Origin of the sequence: Ruminococcus sp. NATIVEDY161 (genome assembly GCF_045819895.1) — a bacterium.
In the GTDB taxonomy this organism is placed as follows: domain Bacteria; phylum Bacillota; class Clostridia; order Oscillospirales; family Acutalibacteraceae; genus Ruminococcoides.
The window spans coordinates 777,218-797,001 of record NZ_CP162392.1 but is presented as its reverse complement, the minus strand read 5'-3'; the positions used below and the strand labels follow the sequence as shown (position 1 = coordinate 797,001).

The 19,784-nt window shown below is 45.1% G+C and carries 25 protein-coding genes; 15 read left to right on the top strand and 10 right to left on the bottom strand.

The features are described from left to right. The first annotated feature begins 2 nt into the window (after nt 1-2). The 7 genes from AB1I50_RS03830 (at nt 3) to AB1I50_RS03800 (ending at nt 6,697) form a co-directional block, all read left to right on the top strand. Complete coding sequence (locus AB1I50_RS03830; RefSeq protein ID WP_407724928.1) at nt 3-1,457, top strand: isopeptide-forming domain-containing fimbrial protein; 1,455 nt, start codon at nt 3-5, stop codon at nt 1,455-1,457. 125 nt (nt 1,458-1,582) lie between these two features. Further along, nucleotides 1,583-2,464 carry a class C sortase gene (locus tag AB1I50_RS03825; protein WP_407724927.1) on the top strand — a complete coding sequence of 294 codons (882 nt, stop codon included), beginning with the start codon at nt 1,583-1,585 and terminating at the stop codon, nt 2,462-2,464. Further along, the gene (locus tag AB1I50_RS03820) at nt 2,457-3,365 is read left to right on the top strand and encodes a class C sortase (protein WP_407724926.1); all 909 of its coding nucleotides are present in this window, start codon (nt 2,457-2,459) and stop codon (nt 3,363-3,365) included. The genes AB1I50_RS03825 and AB1I50_RS03820 overlap by 8 nt, the downstream gene beginning before the upstream one ends. After that, on the top strand, nt 3,349-4,044 hold the full coding sequence (locus tag AB1I50_RS03815) for a pilin N-terminal domain-containing protein (RefSeq protein ID WP_407724925.1): 696 nt from the start codon (nt 3,349-3,351) through the stop codon (nt 4,042-4,044). Before AB1I50_RS03820 ends, AB1I50_RS03815 begins: the two co-directional genes overlap by 17 nt. After that, nucleotides 4,044-4,676 carry a sortase gene (locus AB1I50_RS03810; RefSeq protein WP_407724924.1) on the top strand — a complete coding sequence of 211 codons (633 nt, stop codon included), beginning with the start codon at nt 4,044-4,046 and terminating at the stop codon, nt 4,674-4,676. The genes AB1I50_RS03815 and AB1I50_RS03810 overlap by 1 nt, the downstream gene beginning before the upstream one ends. A 390-nt stretch (nt 4,677-5,066) precedes the next feature. After that, the gene (locus tag AB1I50_RS03805; RefSeq protein WP_407724923.1) at nt 5,067-6,035 is read left to right on the top strand and encodes an aldo/keto reductase; all 969 of its coding nucleotides are present in this window, start codon (nt 5,067-5,069) and stop codon (nt 6,033-6,035) included. Between the two features lie 26 nt (nt 6,036-6,061). Beyond that, complete coding sequence (locus tag AB1I50_RS03800) at nt 6,062-6,697, top strand: GDSL-type esterase/lipase family protein (protein WP_407724922.1); 636 nt, start codon at nt 6,062-6,064, stop codon at nt 6,695-6,697. A 436-nt stretch (nt 6,698-7,133) separates the two neighbouring features. Here AB1I50_RS03800 and AB1I50_RS03795 read toward each other — a convergent pair whose 3' ends face one another. The 7 genes from AB1I50_RS03795 to AB1I50_RS03765 form a co-directional block, all read right to left on the bottom strand. Continuing rightward, a complete protein-coding gene (locus AB1I50_RS03795; RefSeq protein WP_407724921.1) occupies nt 7,134-7,568 on the bottom strand; it encodes a hypothetical protein in 435 nt (144 codons plus the stop codon). Continuing rightward, nucleotides 7,569-8,012 (bottom strand): LytTR family DNA-binding domain-containing protein, encoded by a 444-nt coding sequence (locus AB1I50_RS03790; RefSeq protein ID WP_407724920.1) that lies wholly within the window; start codon nt 8,010-8,012, stop codon nt 7,569-7,571. It abuts the gene before it with no gap. A 2-nt stretch (nt 8,013-8,014) separates the two neighbouring features. Next, on the bottom strand, nt 8,015-9,367 hold the full coding sequence (locus AB1I50_RS03785; protein WP_407724919.1) for an alpha/beta hydrolase: 1,353 nt from the start codon (nt 9,365-9,367) through the stop codon (nt 8,015-8,017). A 111-nt stretch (nt 9,368-9,478) separates the two neighbouring features. Then, entirely contained in the window at nt 9,479-11,437 is a 1,959-nt protein-coding gene (locus AB1I50_RS03780) for an amidohydrolase family protein (protein ID WP_407724918.1), read from the bottom strand. A 17-nt stretch (nt 11,438-11,454) separates the two neighbouring features. Beyond that, entirely contained in the window at nt 11,455-11,655 is a 201-nt protein-coding gene (locus AB1I50_RS03775) for an AbrB/MazE/SpoVT family DNA-binding domain-containing protein (RefSeq protein ID WP_407724917.1), read from the bottom strand. A gap of 344 nt (nt 11,656-11,999) precedes the next feature. Then, nucleotides 12,000-12,548 carry an NAD(P)H-dependent oxidoreductase gene (locus AB1I50_RS03770; protein ID WP_407724916.1) on the bottom strand — a complete coding sequence of 183 codons (549 nt, stop codon included), beginning with the start codon at nt 12,546-12,548 and terminating at the stop codon, nt 12,000-12,002. Continuing rightward, a complete protein-coding gene (locus AB1I50_RS03765) occupies nt 12,545-12,940 on the bottom strand; it encodes a DUF4298 domain-containing protein (RefSeq protein WP_407724915.1) in 396 nt (131 codons plus the stop codon). The genes AB1I50_RS03770 and AB1I50_RS03765 overlap by 4 nt, the downstream gene beginning before the upstream one ends. Between AB1I50_RS03765 and AB1I50_RS03760 the strand changes: the two genes are divergently transcribed. Next, on the top strand, nt 12,879-13,157 hold the full coding sequence (locus AB1I50_RS03760) for an aldo/keto reductase (protein ID WP_407724914.1): 279 nt from the start codon (nt 12,879-12,881) through the stop codon (nt 13,155-13,157). The genes AB1I50_RS03765 and AB1I50_RS03760 overlap by 62 nt on opposite strands. Nucleotides 13,158-13,285: 128 nt before the next feature. Here the strand turns inward: AB1I50_RS03760 and AB1I50_RS03755 are convergent, their stop codons facing one another. Further along, nucleotides 13,286-13,519, bottom strand: a complete 234-nt coding sequence (locus AB1I50_RS03755; protein ID WP_407724913.1) for a winged helix-turn-helix transcriptional regulator — start codon at nt 13,517-13,519, stop codon at nt 13,286-13,288. 200 nt (nt 13,520-13,719) lie between these two features. Between AB1I50_RS03755 and AB1I50_RS03750 the strand changes: the two genes are divergently transcribed. Genes AB1I50_RS03750 through AB1I50_RS03740 form a run of 3 tightly spaced genes read left to right on the top strand, consistent with a single transcriptional unit; the run spans nt 13,720 to nt 15,599 of the window. After that, complete coding sequence (locus AB1I50_RS03750; RefSeq protein WP_407724912.1) at nt 13,720-14,361, top strand: flavodoxin; 642 nt, start codon at nt 13,720-13,722, stop codon at nt 14,359-14,361. Between the two features lie 15 nt (nt 14,362-14,376). Continuing rightward, on the top strand, nt 14,377-15,015 hold the full coding sequence (locus tag AB1I50_RS03745) for an NAD(P)H-binding protein (protein WP_407724911.1): 639 nt from the start codon (nt 14,377-14,379) through the stop codon (nt 15,013-15,015). A 14-nt stretch (nt 15,016-15,029) separates the two neighbouring features. Continuing rightward, nucleotides 15,030-15,599 carry a flavin reductase family protein gene (locus AB1I50_RS03740; protein ID WP_407724910.1) on the top strand — a complete coding sequence of 190 codons (570 nt, stop codon included), beginning with the start codon at nt 15,030-15,032 and terminating at the stop codon, nt 15,597-15,599. 57 nt (nt 15,600-15,656) lie between these two features. On the opposite strand, the gene AB1I50_RS03735 is transcribed toward AB1I50_RS03740, so the two are convergent. Beyond that, nucleotides 15,657-16,295: a flavodoxin family protein gene (locus tag AB1I50_RS03735; protein WP_407724909.1), complete on the bottom strand. Its 639-nt coding sequence runs from the start codon at nt 16,293-16,295 to the stop codon at nt 15,657-15,659. A gap of 231 nt (nt 16,296-16,526) precedes the next feature. Here AB1I50_RS03735 and AB1I50_RS03730 point away from each other — a divergent pair, with 231 nt between their 5' ends. Together AB1I50_RS03730 and AB1I50_RS03725 are read left to right on the top strand one after the other, a co-directional pair. Then, nucleotides 16,527-17,672 carry a ribonuclease III family protein gene (locus AB1I50_RS03730; protein ID WP_407724907.1) on the top strand — a complete coding sequence of 382 codons (1,146 nt, stop codon included), beginning with the start codon at nt 16,527-16,529 and terminating at the stop codon, nt 17,670-17,672. A gap of 2 nt (nt 17,673-17,674) precedes the next feature. Then, on the top strand, nt 17,675-17,887 hold the full coding sequence (locus AB1I50_RS03725) for a hypothetical protein (RefSeq protein WP_407724905.1): 213 nt from the start codon (nt 17,675-17,677) through the stop codon (nt 17,885-17,887). Between the two features lie 63 nt (nt 17,888-17,950). Here the strand turns inward: AB1I50_RS03725 and AB1I50_RS03720 are convergent, their stop codons facing one another. After that, the gene (locus AB1I50_RS03720; protein ID WP_407724904.1) at nt 17,951-18,430 is read right to left on the bottom strand and encodes a hypothetical protein; all 480 of its coding nucleotides are present in this window, start codon (nt 18,428-18,430) and stop codon (nt 17,951-17,953) included. A 126-nt stretch (nt 18,431-18,556) separates the two neighbouring features. Here AB1I50_RS03720 and AB1I50_RS03715 point away from each other — a divergent pair, with 126 nt between their 5' ends. Continuing rightward, nucleotides 18,557-18,799, top strand: a complete 243-nt coding sequence (locus AB1I50_RS03715; RefSeq protein WP_407724902.1) for a helix-turn-helix domain-containing protein — start codon at nt 18,557-18,559, stop codon at nt 18,797-18,799. Between the two features lie 130 nt (nt 18,800-18,929). After that, nucleotides 18,930-19,196: a DUF6809 family protein gene (locus AB1I50_RS03710; protein WP_407724901.1), complete on the top strand. Its 267-nt coding sequence runs from the start codon at nt 18,930-18,932 to the stop codon at nt 19,194-19,196. Nucleotides 19,197-19,784: the final 588 nt, after the last annotated feature.

Genomic DNA, 19,784 nt, shown 5'->3' with positions numbered 1-19,784 from the left:
CAATGACGCTGGCAGTCCTTATGCTGGCGGCTATGACCGTAGTCACATGCGGAGCAGTCTCAACCGCAACCGGAACAGTGACCGTAAAACAAGCAGTCGTGGACGAAAACCTCAAATTCTACCGCGTGCTTGACTATGTGGATTCAACCTGCTCTTACACAGTGACAAGCGATTTTAAACCGTTCTTTACTGCCAAGAGCTACAAAACAAACGACGAGATCATTGCGTATCTTGCGGGTGTGAAGTCCAACACAGCCGCTGCTCGGGATCTCGGCCGCGAGCTCGGAGAGTTTGCCGCCACCAAAAACGTTGCTGCCGCTGCGGATGTGACAGTTAACGCAGCTACCTACACTGTTTCGGGACTTCCGTACGGCTACTATGTAATGGCGCCCAAATTGCCCGGCAACACAAAGGACGCTGTTATCTACTCGCTCTTCAAGCTCGACAGCGCGAATGCGATCATCACAAACAAGCTGAGCGTGCCTACGCCCGAAAAGACTGTTTCCGACAGCGATGAGACAGACAAAAAGAGCAACATCGCCGCTATCGGCGAGAAAATGACATTTACCGTTACCGGCAAGGTGCCCAATATGTCTGAGTACGCGACTTATTACTTTGAGATCGCAGATAAAATGACCAATATGGCATATGTTGCAGATTCAATGACCCTGACCATCGGCGGAACAGACGTACCGATCTCTACTACCGACAGCACCGCAAATGTTTACGGCAAAGCATCGGGCAACAGCGTAAACGTTAAGATCAAAGACCTTAAGATCATTGCGGCTGCAACCTATGATGCCGAGATCAAGCTCACATATAAGGCAAAGCTCACAAGCAGCGCTGAAATGGGCAACACCGGCAACATCAATGAGGTAAAGTTTCTTTATTCCAATGATCCCGCAACAACAGAGAAGGGTGAATCTCCCACGAGCAAAACCAAGACCTTCACCCTCGGCATCGAGGTCAACAAGACTGACAGCAAAGGCGATGCTCTCAAAGGCTCAAAGTGGCTGCTCGAGAAGGGCAATGATAGGGTCGCTGAGATCGACGGCACAGCTCTCTCTAAGTTTGATTGGAAGGGTCTGGATGTAGGTACATACACCCTTACCGAGACTGCTGCTCCCGACAACTACACCAAGATGGAAGGCGCAATCACCATCGAGATCGTGGCTTCGGTTTCAAATCAGGTTGATACCGACGGAACATATCCTCTTACCACCTACACAGCTACAGTTAAAGGTCCTCAGGGCTATGTTACCAAGACAAACGCGAGCGGTTACGCTGATATCCAGACAGGTATCACCTCGCTCAACGTTAAGAACTTCCAAAAAGGTGCGCTCCCCTCGACAGGCGGCATCGGTCTGTATGTGATCCTCGGCTTGGCAGGCGCGGCATTTGCCGGAATGATAGTTGTTCTTATCATCAAGAAAAGGATCTCCTCTAAAGAGAAATAATACTTTTAGAGTTTAGGTGGTCCACGGTTATTCCGTGGATCACCCCCGCCTTGCGCGGGTTTGAGGCAGTAATTCTATTTAGATCGGTATTAGTGCTTCAAACGCACGCAAGAAAAGGAAGAAATATGAAAACGAAGGAAAAGAAAACCAAGCGCAATACGGTTTTTAATGTTTTTATTGTCGCTTTGTTTTTGATTTGCATTTCGCTTTTGCTTTATCCGTATATCAGCGGTTTGTTTGTAAGCAACGCGCAGAAGGAAGTTTGTGTTTCGTATGATAACCGCACGCGCGAACTGCCGGAAGCGGAAAAAAAGCGGCTCCTTGCCGATGCTCTGAGCTATAATAAAGAGCTTGCCGAGCACCCGGTGGGGTACAGCGTTGAAGAGGCGCTTACAGACGAATATATGAGCCTGCTTGACCTAGGCAGCAACGGGTTGATGGCAACTCTGGAGATACCGTGCATTGAGCTCAGCCAGCCTGTTTATCACACGGTTAGCGAGGAGATCCTGCAAATCGGCGTCGGCCATGTTCAGGGGTCATCGCTCCCGGTTGAGGGCTGTGACAGCAATGTTATGCTGATGGCGCACAGAGGACTTCCGAACTCCGAGCTGTTCAATAATATCGACAGACTTGAAGCAGGCGATACATTTCAAATCAAGGTGCTTGACACGGTTCTTGATTACCGTGTTGAAGAAATCAAAACCGTCAAACCGGATGACGTAGCAAAAATCGGGATCACAAAAGGGAAGCAGCTTTGTACGCTTGTTACCTGCACCCCTTACGGAGTTAATTCCGACCGTTTGGTCGTTTTTGCGGAGCTTACGGGAAGCAGACGCGTTGCGAACGATACAGGCGGAACAGGCGGATATTCATATACGCTGCCGTTCAGCCGCAAGGGAGGCCCCACGATTGAAGAGATACTTGCGCTGGCAGGCGTCTTGATGCTGATCATCGCGATAGCCATAGAGATATATCGCATTATAAAACGGAGGAAGAAAATTGAATAAAAAACGCAAATTTCTATCCTTTGTTTTGAATTTGATGATCGTGATGTTCTTTCTCGCATGCGTCACGCTGCTGCTGTATCCGTTTGTAAGCAACCATCTGATGTATGCACGGCAGTACGAAAGGATCGTCTCCTATGATAACCGCTCGAGCAAAATGGACGATGAGGAGAAGCAGCGGTATCTTTCGGCGGCGCGGGCGTATAACGAAAGGCTGCTGAATGATAAAATAGGCTACAGGCTGTCCGAAAAACAGATGGAGGAATACCTGTCGCTCCTCAACTATGAAAGTGACAACACTATGGGGTATATCAGGATCCCCAAAATAGATGTAAATCTTATGATTTACCACACGGTCGATGAAAAATACCTTTCTGCGGGAACGGGTCACGTGCCGGGTTCATCGCTTCCGGTCGGCGGAAAGGGAACCAACTCGATAATCATGGGGCACAGAGGGCTGACCAGCGCGACCTTGTTTACAAATCTTGACAGACTGGAAGTCAGCGACAAGTTCTTTATCAGCATTCTCGGTGATAAGCTGGCATATGAAATCGACGATATTTCTGTTGTAGAGCCTGAAAAGCTCCAAGATATTTCTATCGACCCCGATGAGGATATCTGTACGCTTGTGACCTGCACGCCTTACGGGGTGAATTCCCACAGGCTTGTACTGAGAGGCCACAGAATACCATATGATGCAGATGATGACAATCAGGGCGCAGGCGGAGAAAGCTATTACAGAATACGCGTGCCCGATATTTTGGGAGCTCCGGATCTTTCGGAGATATTAGCCATATTGGGAGCCGCTGTTTTGATAACAGGCTTGATCGTCATCATCGTTAAAAAGATAAAAAGGAAGAAATCAGATAAAGAGGGAGGAAATAAAAATGAAAAAGACAGTTAGCATTATCCTGTCAGTGTTCGTTTTGGCGTTAGCCGTATTGCCGTGTGTGAGTGCCGGCGCTGTTGAGGGTGAAAAAACACCGTCTCTGTCGCTGCGTTTCATCGCTGAAGGGATCCCGATGGATAATGTCAGTTTTTCGGCATGGAAGATCGCAGAGCCGGACGCAGAAGGCAAAATGCAGTCTAAGAAGCCGTTCGATATCAAGGATATCTCCGAAAAGACACCGGAACAGCTGGCGCAATTGTCAAAGGAACTGGAAACGTTTGTCAGCGAAAACGGTGTCGCAGCTGATGATACCGCAGTGACAGACGATCAGGGAAAGCTGCGGTTTGAAAAGATCGACAGCGCCGGAATGTATCTGGTTTTGGGCGATAGTAAGACAGTAGAGCAGGATGTATATTCGCCGACGCCGTTTATAATCTCTCTGCCGTACACTGACGAATACGGCAGGCTGATATATGAAGTAGAAGCGGATGTGAAATATGAAAAATCTACCGTGCCGCCCACGGAGCCTTCGACCGAGCCTACAACGGCTGTAACCACAGTACCGCCGACTACGCCTCCCGGAAATGATATACCTCAGACAGGTACGATGCTTTGGCTTGTTCCCGTTCTTCTGATAGCGGGCGCGGTATTGGTTGCGGCAGGAATCATAATCAAAAAGAAGATTTCCAAATAATGAAAAAACGCTCGATAATCAAAATTACTTCAACGCTTTTGATAATTTGCGGCATACTCTTGGTGCTCGGCGCCGCCGCGCTGTTTGTCAAAGTAAGCAATGACGATGCAAAGGCAAAGGCTTTTTCACAGGAGATAGTCAGCCGGCTCAAGGACAAAACGCCCGAAGCGGCAACTTCGCCGTCAGAAAAATCAGCTGACGCCGGAGAAAGCACCGTGGACCGCGTAGTATCGGAAGACGGAGAAACCCTCGCGGTCATAGATGATGTGAATTATCTCGGCTATCTCAGCTTCGTGGGGTATGATGTCACACTTCCCGTATTTGCCGACTGGAGCTTTGAAGCGCTCAATTACGCGCCGGCGCGTTATTCGGGAACTGTCAAAGGCAATGACCTTGTTATTGCTGCTCATAACTATTATTCTCATTTCTTTTTGCTCAATGAGATGGTAGAGGGGAACGAGGTCGACTTGACACAGGCGGACGGTTCGACCATCCGTTACATTGTAAAAAAGGTCGAGACCTTGGAACCTACAGAGTTGAACAAGCTGACCGCGGGGGAGTATGACCTCACGCTGTTTACCTGCACTCCCACCGGCCGCGCAAGGGCGACGGTTCGGTGCAATAAAATATGAAAGAATATACCTTTATTGTGAATCACCCCCGGTAAATGCTACGCGCTCACCGAGGGTGATTTTTTGCTGTTAGATTGATGGTTGACTTTATGAGCAGCGAGAAAATCTGACGCGCCCTGTCAGAATTTTAGCATAGTCATATCGTTTCTTTATCTTCTTCAACTCCAACGCTCCTTCCTCTGTGAGTGGTTTATCCGAACTAAGATAATCCTCATATGTATCCCTCACAGGCGATTTGTCGCGGTTTGTGGGGCAAAATTGAAGACAGTGGAAACAACGCTGAATGTTTCCACTGCCTTTACTCCTGTAAGCATTTCCTTAACTTTTTTAGGATAGATTTTAGTTTCTTTTGTGCTCCGTCTTCGGTTAAGCCCAGCAGCAAAGACGCTTATGTTAGCTGTTATGGCGGCTTGTACTCAATCGCAAAAGGAACAGCCGAAAAGCGTAACGGAAAAGGAGAATACAACAGCGGAAATTACTGCACAACCTACCACTGAACAGCCTGATGCTAACAGTGAAACATCCGCGTCGGAGTTTGATTTCGATTCAAAAACCGTGAAGCTGAACAGCGGATATGAGATGCCGATTCTCGGCTTGGGAACGTGGACGCTGTCCAACGAGGAAGCGGAAAATTCGGTCTATCACGCACTCAAAGACGGATTCCGTTTGATCGACACAGCGCGTTACTATCAATGTGAAACCGGCGTCGGCAAGGAAATTAAAAAAGCGGTTGAAGAAGGCATTGTGAAGCGCGAAGATGTGTTTGTCACAAGCAAAATCATGCCGAGCGATTACGAACGCGCCGCGCAGGGGATCAACGACTCACTGCGGGATTTAGGGCTTGATTATATCGACCTGATGTTGATCCATCAGCCCGGCAACAATGATGAAGCGGTTTACAAAGCGATGGAGCAGGCTGTGCGCGACGGTAAGGTGCGTTCCATCGGCATTTCCAACTATTACACACCCGAAGCCTTTGACGAGGTGATGTCATACGCGCAGATTCCGCCCGCCGTTATTCAAAACGAAAATCACATTTATTATCAAAACACCGCTTTGCAGGAATACGTTCGTAAATACGGAGTTGTGGTGGAGTCGTGGTATCCGTTCGGCGGCAGAGGTCATACGTCAGAGAATTTTAACAATGAAACTGTCACGGCGATTGCAAAAAGTCACGGAAAAACTTCGGCTCAGGTCATACTGCGCTGGCATTTGCAGGCAGGCTATATCGCAATTCCCGGTTCATCCAATCCCGACCATATCGCCGAGAATTACCGTATTTTTGACTTTGAACTGACCGATGATGAAATGCGGCAAATCGCGGCGGTCAATAAAAACCAACGTTATGAGAATTGGTAACAGTATAAAAAGCATGGAGGTTTATTATGAAAAGAATTCTTGCCTACGGCGATTCCAACACATGGGGCTTTGACCCGGTAACATGGGGTTCTGTCCCGATGACATTAGAGCGGTATCCCGAAGAAATCCGCTGGACAGGCTTGCTGCAAAAAGCCCTCGGAAAAGACGCGCCGGTACTTGAAGAAGGCTTGTGCGGCAGAACGACCGCTTTTGATGATGAAGAATGTGACGGAAGAAACGGTCTTATGGCATTGCCTGCGATACTGAAAGCAAATCAACCGCTTGACGCGGCGATCATTATGCTTGGCACTAACGACTGTAAAAGCGCTTTTAACGCTTCGTCAAAGGAGATCACGGCAGGCTTGGAGCTGTGCCTTAAAAAGCTCCTTGATGTTGTTGCCCCTGAAAACATCTTGCTGATTTCTCCGCTTTATCTTGAAACGGCAGCTTTTGATTTTGGCTTTAATGACCGTTCCATTGCGGTGAGCAGAGAGTTGAAGCAGGATTACAAGGAATTGGCGGATAAACACAATACTGCTTTCCTCGCCGCGTCTGATGTCGCTATAGCGAGCAGCTTAGACGGACAGCACTTGACAGAGGAAGGTCACCGCACGCTGTGTGAGGCGGTTTTGAAAAGTATTGTTTCGATGAATTCGAGATAATAATGTTCCTTGCGTTGGTATAAACGAAATTCTCATTGGAGTTGAAAATGAAAAATTATTTTTTAAATAAGTTTAGGAAGCGTAAGACGAATCACAAATGACAAAAGGTCGTGTTTATGTCACTCTCGACAGTGAAGGAAAACCAAAGTTCATTTCCTGCTATGATAATAGCAACAAACGCATAAAACAAATCGATTTGGATAGACCTCACAAAGGCGCCCAACATGGAGGAGAGTGAATCCATAGATATCCTCCTGCCGTGGAATGTGCCGGATTGCTGCCGTTCTAAAGCCGCTCACTCAACTGAATAAATTATCATCAAATAATCTCATCCGCCACGAATGCCAAAACGGTATCCGTGGCGGATGTTTCTTTATCTTATTTGACGGGTACGATGAAGTCGTATTTCTTCAACAAATTCCTTATTTAAACGCGCTTATTCTGTCTTGAGGTTTTGAAGATTATGAAGTTGTTCGGTGAGCTTTTTGGATTGCTGAACCTTTTGCAGCCACATCATCACCATCGTCAAAAGATATATGACTGCGATCACTGCGCCGAGAACAATATAAAACAGAGGTTTTTCTATTCCTTCGGGCGGCGTGATAAAGAGCATAACCACTAACTCGATCAGACTGAGCTCTATGATTTGTCTGATGATATACTGCCTGACCGTCGGCTCCTTTTTATAGTATGTTACACAGGTCGGCAGAACACAGCAAGCGGCGATCAAAATGGGGCTGAAAAAATGGTAATAGCGCAGTTCCATATCAGGCTGATAGACTAATCCCATCACAGCGCTGGCGGTCAGTATCAGCGTTACCAAAAAGAAAAATATCTGAACACGCGATATGATAAATTCCTTTACTGTCATTTAGCTATCTCCTTTCAGAGCTTTTTTCAGCGCGGGTACATATTTTCGTGTAATCACGACCTGCTCGCCTGATTGCAGTACCGCTGTGAAGCGGCTGTTCAGCGCGGGCTTTATCGCACTGACTTTCATCAGATTAAGCAGGGTCGACTTTGACACGCGGAGGAAATGCTTTTTGCTCAGCATTTCCTCAAGCTCATATAGCTTTTGCCTTGTTTCGTAAACCTTACTTTTTGTGTAGATAAAGGCTTTATTATCCACCGATTCGATATAGAAGATGTCCGATATGGATATCTCATATTGTCTTTCGTCGGCAATACCCGTAAGTTGCCCCTGGCGGGATTTGACGAAAGCGACGATCTCACGCACCTCTTCGCTTACACTATGGCATTGTATTTCAAGCAGTTCGGGCTTATCACGGTCGATTTTTGTGATCCTTGTATGCATAATCAATACTGAGCTTTTATATCAAGCGTTCCCTCGTTCTTTAAGTAATAGTCGAACCAGTTAAGAACGATGCTGTTTATTGTGCTTAGTGTTTCATCGTGATTCACATCTCCGCTGCCGAGCATTGAGGCAAGGAACGGAGAAATCAGCGGAAGGTCGGTAAAATCCATATGCTCAACGTCTTTAAATACGACGGTCTTGCTGACCTTTGCGTTATCGGTAATGTATTCATTGACGTAAGGATAACCCTTTTCGCTCTTATACTGTTCTCTATCATTATAGTCCGTTTCCTTTGTAAAATCAAGAACGGGAACAGGGTATGGCTCGCTGTAATACACATTTTTGCCGTTTTCAACGCCCTTGATCTCACCGAGCATTGTGCCGTCAAGATCGATGACCGCGTCTATATCACTGCGCTCTCTTCCTAAAGATACTGCTGTCGCGCCGCCCAAAGAATGACCCATCAAGCCTATTTTTTCAGTATCGGTGTGTTCGAGAACACTGATAATTCCGGTTTGATCATCTGTGTGCCATCTTTCGTCAAGCGACTTGTTTTCTTTTGCAGCTTTAATGGTATCAAGTACAAAATTCTCATCGTCAACTCTGAGCTTGAGCCAGCTCTGCGAGATGGTATATACCTCCTCGTCGCTTGTGTCTTCATTGATTTTGATAACGTCCTCGATGAAATCCGTGTCGACCGTTACGGTCTTTCCGTCGGTATCAGTAGTAAAGAATGAGTGGTGCGGATGGTCGAGGGCTACTACGATATATCCGTTGCTTGCAAGTTCGGCGTAGGTTGAAAAGTTACTTTGATAATAACCAAACGCGCCGTGAGAGAAGATAACAAGCGGATATTCACCCTCGGCATTCTCGGGATAATAGAAATGCGCAGGTACCTCTCTGTATGAGCCGTCGCTTTCAAACTCGTCAACTCTGTTTTTGTCGACAAAGATCACGCTTGTCTCAATCACCTTGTACTCACCCGTTGTCGGCAATCCGCTGTAGTTGGTGAAGATAAACGCGGGAACGAGCGAGAAGGCGATCAGAACCACGGATAGCACGCAGCTGATGACCGTTACCGGCTTTTTTCTCAGCCCGTTGGCTCTCTTTCGCATGACAAGCCAGACGATACCTGCGATCAACAGACGAACTGCCAAAACGATCAGTGCTCCGAAAAAACGCCACTTCATATTGACCGTCGGAATGAGGATCATGCCAAGCAGCAAACCCACCTCGGCGGTTCTGATGATCGCACGGTTTCTCCGCCATGCGACTTTCTCACGGAATTTGGTGAATGTCAAAACGACCAGTGCGATTTCTGCCAATGTGAATAAGATGAAAAAAATAATGCCCATAATCAATCTTCCTTTCGGGGTTGTTATGGGCATAGTATAGCTTGTTATTTTAATTTTGAAAATAGATTTTGCGGTAAGGTGCAAAAATCGACAGTAAGATGCAGAACCGTATTATTTTTTATAGGTCAATTCCTTTAACTGCCATTCCGGTTTTTCTTTATTCCCTTTTTTAACACCGCTTTGGACAACCTGACCGGTTGCGGTATCGACCCAGAAAAGCCCCGTCCAAGCCCAAGAGAACATGGTGAGTACCAGACTGATTTTAATGCAGGAATAGGTTTTGTCATCAATACTCACTTTCTCGGTACCGATCTTCTTGGCTGCGAATTCGCCGAGCGACATTGCGCCGCGGTTATCGCCTGTGCCGATCGGATAGAAAAGGATCTCGTCGAGCTTCGAATCAGCAAAAGCAGGGAAGCACATATCCATCATTTGATACCATAAGCCGTCGCCAATCTGAAAGCTCTTGTCCTGCGGCTTGCCCTTAAAGCTGCCTGTCATCTTGATCACGCCGTTTTCCTTAACGGCATTGATTTCGGTGTTGTCGGACGGACGGATATATATCCATTTTGTTGCCGAAAGGCTGCGACCGACCGTGAATTCTTCCTCCGCCCATTTTTCACCGTTTTTATATGTGATTTGTGTGATGAGCTGCTCGCTCTCGTAACGGTCATAATTGATTACACGGCGCTGCTTGCCGTCCGTGCTGACATACTCGGCGGAAACCAAGCCCTCGGGGTAGGAGTAGTCGGGGATATCAAAGGACTGAATGGGCTTCTGCGAATATACCACCTTGCCCCTGAGGAAAACTCTGTCGATAAACTTGATGTTGGAGATATTCTCGGCAGGATTTTTCTCCATCAGAATTAAATCCGCCTCCATACCGCGCTTGACCTGACCCTTTCTGTCTTCGATTCCGAGATGCTCCGCGCCGTTTTTGGTGGCAAGCACGATAGCCTGCATGGGCGTCAGTCCTGCTTCGACATAGTAAGCAAGCTCCTTGTGCTCGACCTCGCCCGACATCTGCTCAAGCATATTGTCTGTACCCATAGCAATCGGAATTCCCGCGTCGTACAGCACCTTGAGATTGTGTATGCTGTGCTCCATTCTTGTCGGATCTTTCTCATATGTCATGGCGTTGACGGTCGGAACAAAGTGCGCGCCCGATTTTTTCCAAAGAGTGATGATCGGGTCGTCGGGTTCAATATCTCTGTCAAGAATGCCGTGTTCTATGCCGTATATGCCCGCTTCAAGCAGTTCCTTTACGTCGTCATAATAAAAAACGTGAGCGGTAGAGTTCAGTCCGTTTTCCTTACCCTCGCGGATAATCTGCTTCATTAACTCCTTGTCTATCTTCTGGATTGTCAGCTTATTATCAAAATACCAGTAGTCGCCGCCTTGATAGGTGAATTTCAAAAAATCAACACCCGCTTCTTTGAGCTCTTTAATTCCAGCGGAAACCTGCTCGGGAGTATTGACCTCAATCGCCATCTCAGATCTTGCCCATTCGCTGTTGGAGCCGAGCGTATTGGCAGGATGCCCGTCGGGAGCCGTAAAGTTCGGACCTACTATCAATAACTCGGGACCCTGAATTTCTCCCGATCTGATTTTATCACGGAGCTTATAGATAAAATGCTTCGGCGCGTCTAAATCCTTAATAGTTGTTATGCCATACGGCAGCACATTCTCATTGAAAATCTGCGGCATTTTTTCGCCCAGAAAAACGTCGCTTTCATCTTCATTGTGACAGGAAAAGCCGCCCTGAATATGAATATGGCTGTCAATCAGACCGGGCATCAGTGTTTTGCCCGCGCCGTCAATCATCTGCACGTTTTTCTTTTGGATGGGCTGCGCGGAGATTTCCGCGATCAAGCCGTTTTTGATATAGACGTTCTGATGCTCCTGCTCTGTTCCGTCACCGACGATGACATGAACGTCATTGATTATATACTCGTCCTTTTTATTCTTTTTTGGACGGGTTAAGAATTTGATCAATAAAAAAACTAAAATACCGGTTCCGAGAACCATTTGAATAAATCCGATAAGCGGAATACCGAATATACTGGGCATATCTTTTTGCTCCTTTATTATTTGCCGAAAATTTTTCCGAAGAAATCGGAAAATTGATTCTTTGGCGGTATCGCCATTCCCTGATCCTTGTCGCCTAAAATAATCAAGGTATCTCCGGGTTTGATGTCAAAAACATCTCTCGCTTCCTTTGGAAGAACGATCTGTCCTTTTGTGCCGACGGTAACTGTCCACGCGTACTTGCCCTCAGACTTAGCCACAATATCACTCCTTCTAAAAAAAGTATGTTTTGTTAAACTTAACATACTTATGATAACAAAAAACCCTTCCTTTGTCAAGCACATTTTTATACAAATGAAAAAAGCAATTTCTATACAAATGAAAAAAGCAAGTTCGCTGCGGATTACGCCAATTATATGGATTATGACACAGTTTATCATAGAGTCACCTAAGAGAAAGAGGCTTTACCGTGCTTAAACTGATTCAATATGAAGGTGAACCGCATTCAAAGCTGAGCTTCAAATATGTTCAGCTTTTACCGTTGTACTAAGGTAGTTTAAAACAGCGTGCAAGCAGTGATTCCCTCACCGCTTGCACGCTGTAATTATGCCCATTTTTCAATTTCCTGCTTCAAAATCTCCTCCGCGTCGTTGCCGGTGATGTCGAGCATTTCGGCTTTTACCAAATGCGTGGTAGGAATACCGAAAAAATGCTTTGCAAGACTTTCAACATAGCCGTAGCTGTAGGTCGGGTCATAGGGACCGCCTGCGGTGGTGACATAATAGAGCTCCTTCGCCCTGCATAAGCCGCGCGGTAACCCGTTCTCGTCATATTCGGAGACGATTCCCGTTATATAAATGTTTTCAAAATACGTTTTCAGCACAGCCGGAAAGGAAAGATCCCAATACGGCGCGGCAATCACGATTGTGTCGGCAGAAGCGAATTGCTTAGCATATTCAAACATTCTGTCGCTGTAATCGCCGCTCTCAATCAGCGCGGTTCTTTTTTTAAGCGTTTCCTTGTCAAGCGGCTTGAGGTTTTCTTCATAGAGCTTTCGTTCCGCAAAATTGCCGCCGAGCTTTTGCAGAACCGCTCTTGCCAGTTTGTTTGTTCTGGATTCTTTTCTGACGCAGCAGTTGATGTAAAGTGTCATTCAGATACCTCCCTGTATTTCTCCAAAAGATTGTAAATCCCGTCCTCGGAAAGTACACCGCGTTTTAAGTTTTTCGGGAGCAGCCCGGCTTCGTCGTTCTCAAAGTCCTTTCGCCATTTTACGCTTTCGTAATACGCTTCCAATTCGCTGACCAAGTATTTCAGCCTGTCTGAGTTCTCACCGGCGCATAACAATTGCCGAGCCTCATTTAGATAGCTTTCGTATTTCTTGATCCGCGCAATTTGAGGTGTTTGCCAAATATAAAAGCCTGATTCGGATACTGCCTTCCGAAGCAGCGAAAGGATTTCCTTTGTCGGATGATAGACGGTTATGTATAAATCCTCCGCCTGCAGAGAAATCAGTGTATCCTCCTCGGGTATCAGCAAATCCACACATGAAACGGTCACGGCGATTGCCAAAAGTCACGGCAAAACCTCGGCTCAGATTATACTGCGCTGGCATTTGCAGGCAGGCTATATCGCCATTCCCGGTTCATCCAATCCCGACCATATCGCCGAGAATTACCGTATTTTTGACTTTGAGCTGACAGATGATGAAATGCGGCAGATCGCGGCGGTCAATAAAAATCAACGCTATGAGAATTGGTGACCGCATTTTCAAGCGCAAGAGATAATTTGCCGTTTAACTGTTATAGCTATATAGCATAAGAGTGTGCAGGCAGTTTAGTTGATCAACTGCCGTCACGCTCTTTTTGTTGTTATTATGGTTGTTGAAATTCATTCTACCGGTCGGTTTTCTGTTCCCCATGTGCATAACTGATCCAGTACCTTCATTAATGAATGACCGCGTTTTGTCAAAGTGTATTCAACCTTTGGCGGTATTTCAGGGTACATCTTTCGATTGATCAAGCCGTCACGTTCCAATTCCTTCAATGTTTGACTCAGCGTTTTGTCAGCCGCGTTACCGAGATATCGGCGCATTTCATTGAAGCGTACAGGTTCGTACTCCATTAAGCAGTAAAGAACAAAGACAGTGTGTAGCTGTATCCGGTATCGCTGAATTTTTCTTCCGATAATTTTCTTCCGTTCATAACTTACCTCAAAGTAAGTACCTAACAAAAATGCCAGTACTTGTGTTCTTTATGATGTAATGTTATCATTTTAGTTGTAAGAAGTCAATATTATTTTTACTATCAAACCCGGAGGTTATTATGATGAAAAAAGTGCTTGCTTTATTGATGTCGATCGCCCTTGTTGTTTCGCTCGCTGCCTGCGGCGGAAATATCGGCACATCAAAAGAAGGATCCAACAGCAGTAAAACCGTTGAAACCCCTGCTGCAAGCGGCAAATCGATTGTAGTATATTTTTCTCGGACAGGAGAGCAGGATAAGTTCGGCGTAATCGAGAAAGGAAATACAAAGATCGTTGCCGAGATAATCGCCGAAAAGGTCGGCACCGATACCTTTGAGATCGTACCGAAAAACGATAATTATCCGATGACATTTGACGCGCTTTGTGATGTTGCAAAAGAGGAACAGAGCAATAACGCACGTCCTGAGATAAAGGATACCGTTAAAGACTTTGACACCTACGATACCATTTATCTCGGATATCCGATCTGGTGGACAGACCTGCCGATGATTTGCTACACATTCCTTGAAAGCTACGACTTTAACGGCAAGACTATCGTTCCGTTCTGTACGCACGAAGGCTCTGCCGACGCGGACACTCAGAAAATGATTCAGGACGCTGTTCCCAAAGCCACGGTAAAGGAAGTTTTAGCTATTCGCGGTCAGGACGCTCAGAATAATCAGGATGAAGTAAAGAAGCAAATTGAAGACTGGTTGAAATGATCCGGAGGATATGATATGAAGATTTTTATTGTAGGAGCAACAGGAAGAGTTGCCAAGTGTGTCATTGATAATTTAACTGCCGAAGGTCATATCGTTTACTGCGGAAGCCGTCACGTCGAAAATGTTACTGAAACGGAATTGATAAAGCCCGTCTTTTTTGATTTGCATTTCAACAAAAACGAAATGGCGGAAATCATAAAAGATATGGACGCTGTGTATTTTCTTGCCGGTTCGCGCGGAAAAGACCTATTGCAGACAGACGCCTTCGGCGCGGTTAAGCTGATGCAGGCGTGTGAGCAGGTCGGAGTCAGGCGTTTTGTGATACTCAGTTCTATTTTCGCTTTAGAGCCTGAGAAATGGGCTGAGGAAGAATCTCTGCAAAACATCACAAATTACAATATCGCCAAGTTCTTTGCCGACAATTATCTTGTAACGAACACCGATCTTGACTATACGATCGTCCAGCCGAGCGTTCTCAAAGAGGAAGAAGGCACAGACAAAATCGAAATCAATCCCGAGCACGACGGCAGCAACCCGATCCCCGATGTGGCAAAGGTGCTGTCAAGTGTTCTGACAATGGAAAACACCTACAAAAAGGTCATTAAAATGCGTTCAGGTGATACGCCTATCGCCGGCGCGTTATCAAATATTTAAGCGAGGTAATGAAAATGAAAAAATCTTTAGGTTCCTTCCCGGGCGTTTATCCGATGCCTGTACTGATGGTAGCCGCATACGATGAAAACGGCAGGGTGAATGTGATGAACGCCGCGTGGGGTATGATCTGCGCTATGGATAAGATCGCGCTGTTCATAGATGAGGATCACAAGACCACACAGAATCTGCTGAAAACAAGAGCCTTCACCGTAAGCATCGCCGACAAGGAGCATATGGACGTTGCGGATTTCTTCGGGATTGCCACAGGCAACAAGATGGCTGACAAGTTTGAGAGAACAGGCTATCACGCGGTTAAAAGCGATGTTGTCAACGCACCGGTTATCGATGAATTCCCCTATGTAATGGAATGTGAGCTTGCCGAGGTGATCAACACCGAGAATATGTACGCGATCGTCGGCAAGATCGTCGATACAAAAGCCGAAGAAAGCATCCTTGACGAAAATGATAAGGTCGAGGTCGAAAAGCTGCAGGCTCTTATCTTCGACCAGTTCAAGCACGGCTACTATGTCAGCGGAGAAAAGGCAGGCAAGGCTTGGAACGCAGGCAAGGACTTGATGAAATAATCTCCCGAAAATAAACCAACAGCTTCCGCAGAAAGTTTGCGGAAGCTGTTATGTATATCAGGTATTTACCAACGCCGCGCCCTTTTGGAACGCCTTTTGACATTCAAGGGGAAACACGGTTTCATGGCGGCGCTGTTTTTCTTCGGGATTGAACATCGTCCATTCCCAGTCGGTTTTGCTGTAGTCCTTAAGCTGTAGAGTGTTGCCGCTGATAAGAGTTTCGGTAGGACCGATAAAGCGGCTCAGCGTTTGCTGATAATTTTGAACCAAATGATGATACATCGTGTCGGGCGCGTTGCTCGTCATAATCAGCAAAACAGGAATCTGCTGCTCGTTGCAGCAGGGCGTTTCGAGATTGTATGTCAAATTCTGAAAAATCAAACGCTCATACAACGCGCGGAATGAAGCCGTCATCTCGGAAAGATAATTCGGTGAGCCGATAATCAAGCCGTCCGCCTCGCGAATCGCGTCAAGCACAGGTTTAAGACCGTCGCGCAAAACGCAGCTGCCCTTGTGAGCTTCCTTTTTACAGCCGAAGCATGACACACAGCCGGTGTATTTTTCCAAGCGGAACAAATCGAATTTCTGCACCTCCGCTCCTTGCGCCTGAGCACCCTTTACCGCTTCGTTAATCAAGGTGTCAGTATTCCAACCCTTTCGCGGCCCGGCGTTGACCGCCACAATCTTTTTGCTCATTTCAAAACCTCTTTCCGTGATTTGTTCTGCTTTTATCATAGCATAATCGGTTGCAAAATTCCAGAGAATTTTGTTAAAAAACATTGACTTGAATTTGCCTTTATGATAAACTGAAAACAGCAAATAGGCGTAGTATTTTAAATTTAACGCATTGTTTTCAGTTGTTTATTACCGTTTATGCAAGTGAACCTTAGTAAACACAGGTTGACAAAGATTTGAATTTAATTTACCTTGTCTGACAAAGCTTTGCTTTCCCGGGGAGCAGTGCATCTTGTCAGCATTTTACGCCTTTTTGTAAATTTACAGAAAGGTGATTTTTTTATGAACAAAGAAGATTTAAGAGAGATTCAGAATAAGATATGCTATCCGTTCAACAATACCGATTTATTGCAACAAGCGTTTGTAAGGCGTTCTTATTCTCAGGAAAACGGCGGCGAGGATAATGAGGTTTTGGAGTTTATCGGTGACAAGGTACTTGATTTCATCATTGTAAAGCTGATTTCCGAGGAATATGGGGATTTTGCCGAAAACTATGAGGATTATGATGAAAACGAGGATTTTAATGAATATGTTTCCGATTACCGCGAAAACAAACTGACGGAAATGAAACGGTTGTTAGTGGAAGGAAAAACTTTGGCTAAAAGAATTGATATGCTCGGCTTTTCAAAATATCTAATCTTAGGCAAAGGCGATATTAAAAACAAAGTATACCGCAACGATTCGGCAAAAGAGGATTTGTTCGAAGCAATTTTAGGCGCAGTTGCTCTTGATTCCAATTGGGACATTCCGACACTTGAAGAAGTGGTTGACCGCATGCTTGATCCATACAGTTATATCTCTGATGATATTGAAGATCAATATATTTCGATAGTTCAAGACTGGTCAATTAAAAACTGCGGAAGATATCCAGACTTTATTTGCGAAGATAATAAAAACTATAATCATTCTATTTCGAGTTTTTATGTTAATACAAACAACCGCTGTAAATGTACACTTATTCTTGATGATGAAACAACATTTATTGAATACGGAGATACGTTTAGCGAGACACGAAGAAACGCAGCAAAGGCAGCATATGATTATCTTTACGATAATGACTTGCTCTATTCTATCAAAGATGAAATCGAGGAACCAAGCGAATCAATGGCAATCAATCAGTTGGAAACACTGTCAAGGCGCGGCTATTTTGACCTGCCGAAATACAAATACACCGAAAGTCATGATAAGAACGGAAACCCTAAATGGCAAGTAACATGTATGATTGACGACTTCGATAAGGTGTTCAACGCAACATCAACTTCAAAAAAAACAGCAAAGAAAAAAGCAGCGTTCAAAATGCTGAACTATATTTTGGAAAATTATGACGAGGAGGAATAACTATGTTTTTTGATATTTTTAATGGCAAATTCGGTTTTGAGATGTCAGATAATTTGGGTATGGATTCCGACGGAAATATGATGATGCGCGTGGGCGACAACATGGCGATGGATATGGACTCGGGCGAAATGCATATGGTATCCGGTTGGGATGACGATGATGATAATGATAACTTTGGTTTTCGCTCGTCGTGGAATGATGACGACGATTGGTAAAAATCCATAAGTACAAACAGAGCGTGTCGGCGGTTTATCTGCCTGCACGCTCTTTTACTTTTTTCAATCAAAAATCAAGTCCGAAAGATTTATTATTTTTGCTCCAACGCTTTCCGCGTATCGAAGCGTTTGATACGCGCCGCCGCTCTTATGCGTAACGCAGAAAACGCAAAAATCGGAACGGTCAACCATCGCTCTGTTTCGTATTTGAATAGCTGATTTCGGATGAGCGTTGGCAGATTGTTCGCAAACTTCAACAGAATCGTAGTAGTTATCATAACTTTCTTTATTCTTGAGATAATCCGCTTTCAGATAAGGCATAACCCAAATGACGGAGCAGTTTGCCGAATCAAATCGCTTTTTGCAACGAAGGATTGCAGAGGTTACTAGGAGGTCAAACTCGCCTTCGCGCCCGACGAGGAACTCAACATATTCGTGCTCATTGAGTAGCTTGTCAACAAGCACTTCGACTTTTTGCTCAACTGCCGTAAATTTATCTACCTGCCTATGCCCGAAAAAACATACCGTATAAACTGAAAACATAACATTCTCCTTTGTGGGATATATCGTAAATTATAACACATATTATTAATAATTGCGATATATCCCACACGATTTATCGCACATTTTTGTAGAATTAAATTACGATAAATCGCAAAGGAGAAGGCTATGAGAACAAAAGAAGCTGTCGCGCAGCGCATTTTGGAGCTGTGCCGTGAGAGAAAAATCGCTGTCAATGCCCTTGCAAATATTTCTGGCGTGTCGCCGTCAACCATATACAGTATGCTCAACCAAAAGAGCCAGAACCCGGGCGTGGTGTCTATCAAGAAACTATGCGACGGTTTTGAAATCACCGTCCGAGAGTTCTTTGACAGCCCGCTGTTTGATGAAACAGAACAAGAGATAAAATAAAACGAGCTATCCGATACATTTCGGGTAGCTCATTTTTTGTGACGCTGTAATCAAAGAAAACGATTATGAAAAAAGGTCTGGACTTTTTCGATTTTTGTGGTATTCTGTTGTGCTTGAAGGAGGTGTCTGCATGGACACAATCAGAGAGCTGTACTACGGCAACATCAATCCCAGCGAGCGCGATATTAATCCGGACAGCGAGAACGACAGGCTTGAAAAACTGGTTCTCCGCCATGAAGCGCAGCTTCAAAAGATTCTGAATGAAAGCGAGGCGGAAATTTTCGGCAAACTGAAAGACGTATGGGCAGAGCTTAATTGTCTGAACGAACGTGATTGCTTTATCAACGGTTTCCGGTTGGGAGTTAGGCTGACTGTAGAATCACTGCTGACAGAATAAGAAAACGCAGCTCTTTAGGGCTGTGTTTTTTGTGCCTTGTTGCGCCGAAAATCGCCCTGTGTGCGGTTTGTCGCGAAAAATAAGGAAAGTACCCGAACAAGGACATTTTCGCGGTGTCGGCTGTTTTTGAGCGGTTTGCAAAATAAAATATAAATTTCATCTCTCATTTTTGAAAAGAATTTGAGAGATGAATTGATTTTTGAGAGATGAAGTGCTTTTTAAAAAGAAATATTGACTTCTTATAACAGAATAGCTACTGGCAGAATGAAAAACGCAGCTCTGAATGGGCTGCGTTTTTACGCCTTGTTGCGCCGAAAATCGCCCTGTGTGCTGTTTGTTGCGAAAAATAAGGAAAGTACCCGAGCAATGACATTTTCGCGGTGTCAGCGGTTCTTGAGCGAGTTTTAAAATATGACTGTCAATCAAAGAAAAGCAGTCTGTCAAGCAATAATAATAATAATTAAATATTGCGATTATCATTAGAAATTATAATACAGAATTGCATTGTCCTTTAAACGGTACAATCTGTTTGAGATAATATAGATGTAAGCATCCTAAATTGACAAAGTGAAGTTAACGTTTTAAGGG

What these genes read in the sequence shown, in the direction of transcription:
- AB1I50_RS03830 (WP_407724928.1), top strand. Translation starts at nt 3, where the DNA reads ATGACGCTGGCAGTCCTTATGCTGGCGGCTATGACCGTAGTCACATGC.
- AB1I50_RS03825 (WP_407724927.1), top strand. Translation starts at nt 1,583, where the DNA reads ATGAAAACGAAGGAAAAGAAAACCAAGCGCAATACGGTTTTTAATGTT.
- AB1I50_RS03815 (WP_407724925.1), top strand. Translation starts at nt 3,349, where the DNA reads ATGAAAAAGACAGTTAGCATTATCCTGTCAGTGTTCGTTTTGGCGTTA.
- AB1I50_RS03810 (WP_407724924.1), top strand. Translation starts at nt 4,044, where the DNA reads ATGAAAAAACGCTCGATAATCAAAATTACTTCAACGCTTTTGATAATT.
- AB1I50_RS03805 (WP_407724923.1), top strand. Translation starts at nt 5,067, where the DNA reads ATGTTAGCTGTTATGGCGGCTTGTACTCAATCGCAAAAGGAACAGCCG.
- AB1I50_RS03800 (WP_407724922.1), top strand. Translation starts at nt 6,062, where the DNA reads ATGAAAAGAATTCTTGCCTACGGCGATTCCAACACATGGGGCTTTGAC.
- AB1I50_RS03795 (WP_407724921.1), bottom strand. Translation starts at nt 7,568, where the DNA reads ATGACAGTAAAGGAATTTATCATATCGCGTGTTCAGATATTTTTCTTT.
- AB1I50_RS03790 (WP_407724920.1), bottom strand. Translation starts at nt 8,012, where the DNA reads ATGCATACAAGGATCACAAAAATCGACCGTGATAAGCCCGAACTGCTT.
- AB1I50_RS03785 (WP_407724919.1), bottom strand. Translation starts at nt 9,367, where the DNA reads ATGGGCATTATTTTTTTCATCTTATTCACATTGGCAGAAATCGCACTG.
- AB1I50_RS03780 (WP_407724918.1), bottom strand. Translation starts at nt 11,437, where the DNA reads ATGCCCAGTATATTCGGTATTCCGCTTATCGGATTTATTCAAATGGTT.
- AB1I50_RS03770 (WP_407724916.1), bottom strand. Translation starts at nt 12,548, where the DNA reads ATGACACTTTACATCAACTGCTGCGTCAGAAAAGAATCCAGAACAAAC.
- AB1I50_RS03760 (WP_407724914.1), top strand. Translation starts at nt 12,879, where the DNA reads ATGTATAAATCCTCCGCCTGCAGAGAAATCAGTGTATCCTCCTCGGGT.
- AB1I50_RS03755 (WP_407724913.1), bottom strand. Translation starts at nt 13,519, where the DNA reads ATGGAGTACGAACCTGTACGCTTCAATGAAATGCGCCGATATCTCGGT.
- AB1I50_RS03750 (WP_407724912.1), top strand. Translation starts at nt 13,720, where the DNA reads ATGATGAAAAAAGTGCTTGCTTTATTGATGTCGATCGCCCTTGTTGTT.
- AB1I50_RS03745 (WP_407724911.1), top strand. Translation starts at nt 14,377, where the DNA reads ATGAAGATTTTTATTGTAGGAGCAACAGGAAGAGTTGCCAAGTGTGTC.
- AB1I50_RS03740 (WP_407724910.1), top strand. Translation starts at nt 15,030, where the DNA reads ATGAAAAAATCTTTAGGTTCCTTCCCGGGCGTTTATCCGATGCCTGTA.
- AB1I50_RS03735 (WP_407724909.1), bottom strand. Translation starts at nt 16,295, where the DNA reads ATGAGCAAAAAGATTGTGGCGGTCAACGCCGGGCCGCGAAAGGGTTGG.
- AB1I50_RS03725 (WP_407724905.1), top strand. Translation starts at nt 17,675, where the DNA reads ATGTTTTTTGATATTTTTAATGGCAAATTCGGTTTTGAGATGTCAGAT.
- AB1I50_RS03720 (WP_407724904.1), bottom strand. Translation starts at nt 18,430, where the DNA reads ATGTTTTCAGTTTATACGGTATGTTTTTTCGGGCATAGGCAGGTAGAT.
- AB1I50_RS03715 (WP_407724902.1), top strand. Translation starts at nt 18,557, where the DNA reads ATGAGAACAAAAGAAGCTGTCGCGCAGCGCATTTTGGAGCTGTGCCGT.
- AB1I50_RS03710 (WP_407724901.1), top strand. Translation starts at nt 18,930, where the DNA reads ATGGACACAATCAGAGAGCTGTACTACGGCAACATCAATCCCAGCGAG.